Genomic DNA, 9,173 nt, shown 5'->3' on the forward strand with positions numbered 1-9,173 from the left:
CCGCTGTAAGAGCGGAACCAATACCAGCCATCCTCCAAATAACGGATATACACCCAACAACCGAGGCAAAAAAAAACGCCCCGAACCAGTCGGGGCGTTTTCAGACGATCAAGCCGCGGGAAGCTTACTTACCCTGCCAGCGTTTCAGCACCAAGGTAGCGTTAGTGCCACCAAAGCCAAAGCTGTTGCTCATCACGGTGTTGATGGTCGCATCTTCACGAGTCTTGGTCAGGATCGGCATGTCAGCCACATCCGGGTCCAGTTCCTCGATGTTGGCAGAACCTGCCATGAAGTTGCCTTCCATCATCAGCAGGCAGTAGATCGCTTCGTGAACGCCAGCGGCGCCCAGGGAGTGGCCCGACAGGCTCTTGGTAGAGCTGATCGCCGGAGCCTTGTCGCCGAATACCGCACGCACGCCTTCCATTTCCTTGGAGTCGCCGACCGGAGTCGAAGTACCGTGGGTGTTCAGGTAGTCGATCGGAGTATCAACGGTGGACATGGCCATCTGCATGCAGCGGATGGCGCCTTCGCCGCTTGGCGCAACCATGTCGTAGCCGTCGGACGTCGCGCCGTAGCCGACGATTTCCGCGTAGATCTTCGCACCACGGGCCAGGGCGTGTTCCAGCTCCTCGACCACCACCATGCCGCCACCGCCAGCAATGACGAAACCATCACGGTTCTTGTCATAGGCGCGGGAGGCTTTTTCCGGGGTTTCGTTGTACTGGGTCGACAATGCGCCCATGGCGTCGAACAGGAACGACTGGCTCCAATGTTCTTCTTCACCGCCACCAGCAAACACGATGTCTTGCTTGCCCAGCTGGATCTGCTCAACCGCGGTACCGATGCAGTGAGCACTGGTGGCGCAAGCGGAGGAGATCGAGTAGTTCACGCCCTTGATCTTGAACGGCGTGGCCAGGCAGGCGGAAACGGTGCTGCCCATGGTCCGCGTGACGCGGTACGGGCCAACACGCTTGACGCCTTTCTCGCGCAGGATGTCCAGCGCTTCCATCTGGTTCAAGGTCGACGCGCCACCGGAACCGGCGATCAGGCCGGTGCGTACGTTGGACACCTGGTCTTCGCTCAGGCCGGAATCGGTGATCGCGTCCTTCATGGCCAGGTAGGCGTAAGCGGCTGCGTGGCCGACGAAGCGATAGATCTTGCGATCAATCAGCTCTTCGAGGGGCAGGTCGATGGAGCCGGAAACCTGGCTACGCAGACCCATTTCGGCATATTCCGGGTTAAAGCGGATGCCAGGGCGACTTGCACGCAGGTTAGCGGAGACGGTCTCTTTGTCATTGCCCAGGCACGAAACGATGCCCAGACCAGTGATAACGACGCGGCGCATGCGGATAACCCTTAAAAGTTGTCAGTGGAAGTAAATACGCCGACCCGAAGGCCTTCGGCAGTATAAATCTCGCGACCGTCGACAGTCACCGAACCATCGGCAATGGCCAGGTTCAGCTTGCCCTTGAGGACGCGCTTGATTTGAATGTTGTAGGTGACTTTCTTGGCGGTCGGCAAGACCTGGCCAAAGAACTTCACTTCGCCCGAACCCAGGGCGCGACCGCGGCCCGGCAGGCCTTGCCAGCCCAGGTAGAAGCCAACCAGCTGCCACATGGCGTCGAGGCCCAGGCAGCCCGGCATCACCGGATCGCCTTCGAAATGGCAGGCGAAAAACCACAGGTCAGGGGTGATATCCAGCTCGGCGACCAATTCACCTTTGCCGTACTTGCCACCCTCTTCACTGATATGGGTGATGCGATCCACCATCAGCATGTTCGGGGCGGGCAGTTGCGCGTTACCTGGGCCGAACAGCTCACCGCGACTGCAGCGCAGCAGGTCTTCCCGAGTAAAGGCGTTTTGTTTGGTCATGCGAGCTCCTCAATAATCCCATGCGGCAGGGCAGGGCAAATCTTCCCGGCCGACTGAAGCGTTCATGCCTCATATCGGCAGCCTACACATAGACTATTGCGTTGTAGTGAAAGTCACAGCGTCAAGGTCATGAATGTACACTTGTGCACTGAAATTATAAACCGGGCCGGTTTACGGGCCCGTTCGGGTGCCTAAGACTGCCGCACTTTCGTCTTTCACGCCAGTCGCAGTTGGCTGATGGCACCGTGTTACTGCACCCACCGCTGCAGGATTTGCTGTAAATCCGTGCGTTTGAACGGCTTTGCCAGGTAATCGTTCATTCCAGCCGCCAAACAGGCTTCGCGGTCGCCCTGCAAGGCGTTGGCCGTGAGGGCAATGATCGGCAGGTCGGCGCAACCGGGCAACTGGCGAATCTGCCGGGTGGCCTCGTAACCGTCGATGCCCGGCAGTCGGCAGTCCATCAGGATCGCGGTAAAAATCAGGCTCTCGGCACTGCGAATCGCTTCGGCGCCGTCGGTGGCAATGCTGACTTCAAATCCAAGGCTGCGCAGCATGGCTTCAACCACGGTGCGATTGACCGGGTTGTCCTCCACCAGCAACACGTTACGGCCTTCGCCTGCACTGGCACTGCCTTCGGCGTTCGGCACGATCACCGGCAAGCTCTGCTGGTAAATCGCCAGCGGAATTTCCAGGGTGAACACCGAGCCCTGGCCTTCTTCGCTCTGGGCGCGAAGGGTGCCGCCCATGCGTTCGGCCAGGGTGCGTGCGATAGGCAGGCCCAGTCCGGTGCCGCCGTAACGTCTTGAAATGGAACTGTCAGCTTGCTGGAACGCATCGAACATCAATTCCAGGCGCTCGGCCGAGATGCCAATCCCGCTGTCGCGCACGGTGCAGGTGAACCACAACAGTTCATGGTCCAGGGTCTGCCAGTGCGGTTCGACGGTGACGGTGCCGTGCTCGGTGAACTTGAGGGCATTGCCGATCAGGTTCACCAGAATCTGCCGGATACGCGTCGGGTCGCCCTGCACCTGCAGCGAGTCCAGGCCCTGCGGAATCGGCACTTCAAGCGCCAGCCCGCGTTGCTGGGCGGCATGCTGGAAGGCCTGGGCGCAGCTGCTGATCAGCTCCATCAGGTCGAACGGAATGTGCTCCAGCTCCAGGGCCGCGCGCTCGATGCGCGAGAAGTCGAGGATATCGTTGATCACTTTGAGCAGGTGTTCGGTGGACTCTGAAGCCAGCGCCGCGTATTCGGTCTGCTCCTCGGTCATGTCGGTGGTTTCCAGCAACTGCAGCATGCCCAGCACCCCGTTCATCGGCGTGCGCAGTTCATGGCTCATCATTGCCAGGAAATCCGACTTGGCATTGTTCGCCCGCTCGGCTTCTTCGCGGGTCTGGATCAACTGGGCCATGGCCTGGTGTTGTTCGCGACTGGCCTGGTTCAACCCGTCGGCGAGGTTATTGATGTGACGCGACAGGTCGCCCAGTTCCGAGTCATCGACAATGGGCAGTGGCGTCTGGTAATCGCCCTGCTGGATCGCCTTGACCGCATTGCCCATGGCGCTGATCGGTTGCGACAGGCTGGCCGCCAGGCGCCGGGCCAATAAGAAGGTAAACAACAGGGCGAACAGCGCGAGAATCCCGGCCTTGAACAGGATTTCCTGCTGGCGCTGGCTGAACGCATCGTTGGACATACCCACAATCACCCGGCCCAGGTAATCCGCACGGGGCGCCTTGGGCTCGGCGATGTTGTCCTGGAAGAAGTCATTGCCCAGCTGGATATGTTGCAGGCGAATCGGCGCCTGGAACACTTTCACCGACAGCGAACGGTCGTGCTTCTCCGACGGTTGCTCGACATACACCAGAATGTTTTCCGTGCTGTCCTGTATCTCCAGAAAGCGTACATGCGGCGTGGCCAGGGTGGCCCGCAACAGGCTTTCGAGCACGTCGTTGTTGCCGGAAATAACCCCGTATTCGGTGGCCGGTGCCAGCTGGTTGGCGATCAATTGGCCGGTGTGGTCCAGCTCCTGGCGCAAGTCCTGGATCCGCACGAAGGTGAAGAAGCTGATCAACAGCAGCGTCAACAGGAGTGCCGGGCCCAGCGTGATGAGCTGGGTTCGGGTGTTGATGTCCCAACGGCGACGAAATGTCATGGGCGTTTTTCTCCTTCGGCCAGGCGGGCGGCGACGTTGGTTTCGTCCACCTGTTCGATCCCCAGTGAGCGCGCAACCTGCGGGTTGCCCACGACTTTGAAACGTTCCGGGTACAACGAGCGCGGCCAGTTGGCGGGCGCATGGTCCAGCAGCCGGTCGAGTACATTCAGCCAGTCGGCCTGATCGCTGTAGGTGCTGGCCAGGCTGCCGGCTTTGACGAACCCGGCGTTGGGCCCGACCAGTGGCAATTGCCTGGCGTAGCTGCTGAGCAGCAGGTTTTTCGCGGTTTTCGGGTTGTACAGCTGGGGATCATCCAGCCCCAGCAAGACGTCGCTGCTCTTGAACAGGCTTTGCAGCGGACGACTGTCGTTAGTGTTGTCCCAAAGCTGGGGCACGATCTCCAGCCCCATCGGCGCCGCATGCTGGCGCAACTCGCGGAGCAGGAATTCGCTGTCGATCCCATAGAGCACACCGATGCGCCGGGCCTGGGGCAGGATGCCGGTGATCAGGCGCAGTTGGCGGTCCAGTGGCGGGTCGCTCCACAACAGGCTGATCTTCGATGGCACGCTGTCCCCCAGGCGCTGGCGGGCTTGCAGGCGGCTGATGCGCAGCACCAGGGTCGGTGGGCCCTGGGTGTCTTGCAGGCGCCAGTCGAGGCTGGGCAGGTCCAGCAGGATCAGGCGGGTACTGGCGGGCAAGTGCGCGGGGGCGGGAAGGTCTTTGAGCGGGGTGAACTTCACATGGTCTTCGGGGCGCTGTTCGCTCAGGGCCTGGACGAATGCTTGTACGCCCGGGCCGTCTTCGTCGGCGGTCAGCAGGATTTGCGCCGCCCATGTCGGTGCGGCAAACAGTAAAACCCCAAACAACAAACAGCGCCGCCAGAGTCGGGCGGTAAAGGAGAGGGTCATCCGTGACAAGTCGCTATCCACTAGAACTCTAACTCCGCACTGAAGTAGAGCACGTGGCGTTGGTCATAGTTGTTGTCGGGCCAGGTGGTGGGCTGATTGTCGAGACGTTGTTGCAACATGCCGGCCAGCTCCACGTTGGCTTTGCCGAAGGCAATGCGCTTGGCCACCCGCAGGTCGACCCGTTCGAAGCGATACTGGTTGAGCGCGTCGTCGCCATAGTAGAACACCGCACTGGACCAGCCATGGCCCCATTCCCGCATCCAGCCGGCCGAGCCGCTGTTGCGGGCGGTTTGCTGTCTGTCCAGCGGGTTGGTGGCGCTGGCGTCTACGTAAGCATAGGTCAGCCGCAGCCGGTCGGCGGTGCTCATGTGCCAGTCGAGTTGGGTTTCAGTGCCGGTAAAGCGCGAGCTGTTGGAGTTGCTGGCGATGTACTGGTTGTTGCGCAGCGGCTCGCTGACCATGTCGCTGATTTCGTCATAGAACAGCTTCACGTCGACGTTCAGCCCGATGTCGGCAAAAAAGCCGTTGTAGCCCAGCTCCCGGGAGCGCATCAGCTCTTTGTCGAGGTTGCCCGGGCCGCGGGTTACCACGAAATATTGACCGGAGTTCTGGCCGTAGGCCGGCGAACTGAGGTTGGTGACGCGGTAACTCCAGTTGACGTTGTTCTCGAACATGTCCGGCGAACGGATGGCTTCGGAGTACACCGCACGCAGGCCGTGACGCGGGTTGATCAGGTAGTTGACGGCCACCCGGGGCGTCAGCGAGTTGCCGCTCAGGTGGGTGTCCTCATACATTGCGCCGCCCTGGAGCAGCCAGTGTTCGCTGGCACGCCATTCCAGGTGGCCAAACATGCGCCAGGTGGTGTCGTCCAGGGTGCCGTTGAAGTAGGTGTCGGAGTCGGCGCGGTCGTACCGGTAGTTCATGCCGCTGACCAGGCGCAGGCTGTCGGACAGGCTGAGGGTGTCCTGAATCTCCAGGTCGTAGCGGCTTTCTTTGGTGCTTTGGTCGATGTTGCCGCAAACCGGGTCCTTGCCGCCGTCACCCCATTGCTGGAGCACCTGCCGGGCCAGCGCCTGTTCGGCGGGGCTGCCGGGTGGAAGGTTGCCGGGGTTGAAGTTGTTCATGTGCCGGGCCAGTCGCTCGGCATAGTTGGGATTGAGTTGCCACAGCTGGGTCAACTCCGGGCTGAACGAGACCTTGGCGTCGCAGGCGCGCCAGATCTGCCGGCGATCCCACTGCTGGGCCGAGCCCTGGATATACAGGCTGTGATCAGGATTGAAGTCGAAGTTCCAGCGCAGGGAGCCGGCGTAATCCTTGGCGCTGACGTCAGAATTTGTACCGCCTTCGGTAATCCCGTCGAACACCGGTTGGTAGGTGTACGGGCGTTGGTTGGTACCTTCCTTGGCGTCCAGTTGCCAGTCGATGCTTTGTTGCGCGTTCAGGGTCTGGCTCACGGCGAGGCTGAAGCGGCTCAGGCGGCGACTGTCACGGCGGTCGGCGCCCACGCGGTCGCTGTCAAAACCATCGTCCTGTTGGCCGGAGAGTGACAGGCGCAAGTCGCCGGTTTCCCAGCCCATGCCCTGGCTGGCGTACCAGTCGTTGATCCCGCGTCCGCCCTGGGTGAGTTTCATCCGGGTGCCGTGGCTGTTGGCCGGCGAGCGGGTGAGGATGTTGACCACCGCCATCAGCGCGTTGGCACCGTAGCTGACGGTGTTGGGGCCGCGGAAGACTTCGATGCGGTCGATGTCTTCCAGGGCCACCGGAATATCGCTCCAGTCCACCGTCGCCAGGCCCGCGCGGTACACCGAGCGACCATCGATCAGCACCTGCATGCGCCGGGCGTCGCCAGCCTGGGTGCCGTGGTAATTCACGGCGGCCTGGTTGCCGGTGGTGTAGCCGACCATCATCCCGGGCACCAACCGCAGCAGTTCCGGGATATCCCGCGCACCGCTGGCCTTGATCAACTCGCTGTCGATCACCGTCATGCTGCCGGGCACGGCGGCGGCCGATTGCTTGAGCCGCGTAGCGGTCAGTACCTGCGGCAGCGGTTGGCTGTCGAGGAACAGATCGTCGGCCAGCAACGGCGCACTGCACCACGGCATGCACAACAGCGTCAGCAGGAGAGATGAACGAGGAGGAGGGCCCAAATACACGGCACGGCCTTGATAATTACGGATAGCCGCCCATGTTAACTGAGGCGGGGCCTTTTGCCAGTCGTCGGCCCTGTAATTACTTCGCACAAATGTCGCATTTTCCGACGAGTGTTTGAATTGACGCGGGGGCTGGCCGCAAGCGGGTCGCTCCGTATAATGCGGCCATCGCCACTGCTATGGATTAACGGATTGCATATGACTGAACAGCGCCCTATTGCGGTCCTGGGAGGCGGAAGTTTTGGTACCGCCGTGGCTAATCTGCTGGCTGAAAATGGTCACCAGGTGCGTCAATGGATGCGTGACCCCGAGCAAGCCGAGGCCATCCGGGTCAACCGGGAAAACCCCCGTTACCTCAAAGGCATCAAGATTCTGCCGGCCGTGGAGCCGGTGACTGATTTGCAGGCGACGCTGGACGAGTGCGACCTGTGCTTTGTCGCGCTGCCCTCCAGCGCCCTGCGTTCGGTGCTCGCGCCCCACGCCGAGCGGTTGGCGGGCAAGCTGCTGGTCAGCCTGACCAAGGGCATCGAGGCGCACACCTTCAAGTTGATGAGCGAAATCCTTGAAGAAATCGCCCCCGAGGCACGCATTGGCGTGTTGTCCGGCCCGAACCTGGCGCGGGAAGTGGCTGAACACGCGCTGACCGCCACCGTGATCGCCAGTGAAGACGAAGAACTTTGCGAACGGGTGCAGGCAGTGCTGCACGGTCGCACCTTCCGCGTTTACGCCAGTGCCGACCGCTTCGGCGTCGAGCTGGGCGGGGCGTTGAAGAACGTCTACGCGATCATCGCCGGCATGGCGGTTGCGCTGGGCATGGGTGAAAACACCAAGAGCATGCTGATCACCCGTGCCTTGGCCGAGATGACGCGCTTTGCGGTCAACCAGGGCGCCAACCCGATGACCTTCCTCGGCCTTGCTGGCGTGGGCGACCTGATCGTCACCTGCTCGTCACCGAAAAGCCGCAACTATCAGGTAGGTTTCGCCCTCGGCCAGGGCCTGAGCCTGGAAGACGCCGTGACGCGTTTGGGCGAAGTGGCCGAAGGCGTGAACACCCTGAAGGTGCTGAAGGCCAAGGCCCAGGAAGTCGGGGTGTATATGCCGCTGGTCGCCGGTTTGCACGCGATCCTGTTTGAAGGGCGCACCTTGAACCAGGTCATCGAGTTGCTGATGCGGGCCGAGCCGAAGACCGATGTCGACTTTATTTCCACCAGTGGTTTCAACTGAGGAACGCGTCATGAACGATCCGAAAGCAGCTCCCAAGTACGAATCCATTGGCCTGCGTGTGCTGTGGATGCTGGTGTTTGCCCTGGTGTGGCAAGTGGCGCAGTTTCTGCTGGGGGCGCTGGTTATAGTGCAGCTGGTTTACCGGTTGGTGTACGGCGCGCCGAACCTTGGGCTGATGAATTTTGGTGACAGTTTGAGTCAGTTTTTGGCGCAGATTGGGCGGTTTGGCAGTTTTCACAGTGATCAGAAGCCTTGGCCGTTTGCTGATTGGCCGACGCCCCGTGCACCGGAAGGTGAGGCTGCTCACAGCGTGCCGCCGGCGCCGCATCCTGTGCGTGATGAGGAACCGAAGCTATGAAGGTGTGGGTGTTGCGTCACGGTGAGGCCGAGGGGCATGCGCGTACGGATGCTGAGCGTAATTTGACGGCCCATGGGCGTGAGGAGGTTTTGCGCAGTGCGGGGCATCTGATTGGGCAGCCTGTGCGGGCGATTATTGCCAGTCCTTATGTGCGGGCGCAGCAGACGGCGCAGTTGGTGCGGGAGGCGTTGGGGTTTGAGCCTGAAATCCGCACTGTGCCTTGGTTGACGCCCGAGAGTAATCCGCTGGAGGTGCTCAAGCATCTCGATAATGACGATGATGTGTTGTTGGTTAGCCATCAGCCGTTTGTGGGGGGGCTGATCAGTTATTTGCAGCATGGGCATTTGCGGCAGCCGCAGGCTATGAGTACGGCGAGTTTGGCGGAGTTGGAGGGGGATTTTCCGTTGGCGGGGTTGATGATTCTTTTGAGTGTTCGGAATCCTTAAGGTTGGGTTTGGGTTTGGGTACATATCCGTTTCTTCGGTAACGGCCGCTTAGGGTTCCGCTCTTA

At 61.1% G+C, this 9,173-nt stretch carries 8 protein-coding genes; 3 read left to right on the plus strand and 5 right to left on the minus strand.

All coding sequences use genetic code 11. The annotated features are described in order from the left end of the window. Positions 1–124: 124 nt before the first annotated feature. The 5 genes from fabB to SNL23_RS11230 all read right to left on the minus strand — a co-directional run bounded on the left by fabB (position 125) and on the right by SNL23_RS11230 (position 7,083). Positions 125–1,345: a beta-ketoacyl-ACP synthase I gene (gene fabB / locus SNL23_RS11210; RefSeq protein ID WP_017480195.1), complete on the minus strand. Its 1,221-nt coding sequence runs from the start codon at positions 1,343–1,345 to the stop codon at positions 125–127. An 11-nt stretch (positions 1,346–1,356) separates the two neighbouring features. Further along, the gene (gene fabA, locus SNL23_RS11215) at positions 1,357–1,872 is read right to left on the minus strand and encodes a 3-hydroxyacyl-[acyl-carrier-protein] dehydratase FabA (RefSeq protein WP_003210552.1); all 516 of its coding nucleotides are present in this window, start codon (positions 1,870–1,872) and stop codon (positions 1,357–1,359) included. A 248-nt stretch (positions 1,873–2,120) separates the two neighbouring features. Beyond that, complete coding sequence (locus SNL23_RS11220; RefSeq protein ID WP_076015240.1) at positions 2,121–4,022, minus strand: ATP-binding protein; 1,902 nt, start codon at positions 4,020–4,022, stop codon at positions 2,121–2,123. Continuing rightward, positions 4,019–4,930: an ABC transporter substrate-binding protein gene (locus tag SNL23_RS11225; protein ID WP_318302267.1), complete on the minus strand. Its 912-nt coding sequence runs from the start codon at positions 4,928–4,930 to the stop codon at positions 4,019–4,021. Before SNL23_RS11225 ends, SNL23_RS11220 begins: the two co-directional genes overlap by 4 nt. A gap of 20 nt (positions 4,931–4,950) precedes the next feature. Next, positions 4,951–7,083 (minus strand): TonB-dependent receptor plug domain-containing protein, encoded by a 2,133-nt coding sequence (locus SNL23_RS11230; protein WP_318302268.1) that lies wholly within the window; start codon positions 7,081–7,083, stop codon positions 4,951–4,953. 195 nt (positions 7,084–7,278) lie between these two features. Here SNL23_RS11230 and SNL23_RS11235 point away from each other — a divergent pair, with 195 nt between their 5' ends. Genes SNL23_RS11235 through sixA form a run of 3 tightly spaced genes read left to right on the plus strand, consistent with a single transcriptional unit; the run spans position 7,279 to position 9,108 of the window. Then, complete coding sequence (locus SNL23_RS11235) at positions 7,279–8,304, plus strand: NAD(P)H-dependent glycerol-3-phosphate dehydrogenase (protein WP_076015243.1); 1,026 nt, start codon at positions 7,279–7,281, stop codon at positions 8,302–8,304. 10 nt (positions 8,305–8,314) lie between these two features. After that, positions 8,315–8,662, plus strand: coding sequence for a DUF4389 domain-containing protein (locus tag SNL23_RS11240; protein ID WP_318302269.1), 348 nt, complete (start codon positions 8,315–8,317; stop codon positions 8,660–8,662). Next, positions 8,659–9,108, plus strand: coding sequence for a phosphohistidine phosphatase SixA (gene sixA, locus SNL23_RS11245; protein ID WP_318302270.1), 450 nt, complete (start codon positions 8,659–8,661; stop codon positions 9,106–9,108). Before SNL23_RS11240 ends, sixA begins: the two co-directional genes overlap by 4 nt. Positions 9,109–9,173: the final 65 nt, after the last annotated feature.

Origin of the sequence: Pseudomonas sp. SED1, assembly GCF_034044025.1 — a bacterium.
Taxonomy (GTDB): Bacteria; Pseudomonadota; Gammaproteobacteria; order Pseudomonadales; family Pseudomonadaceae; genus Aquipseudomonas.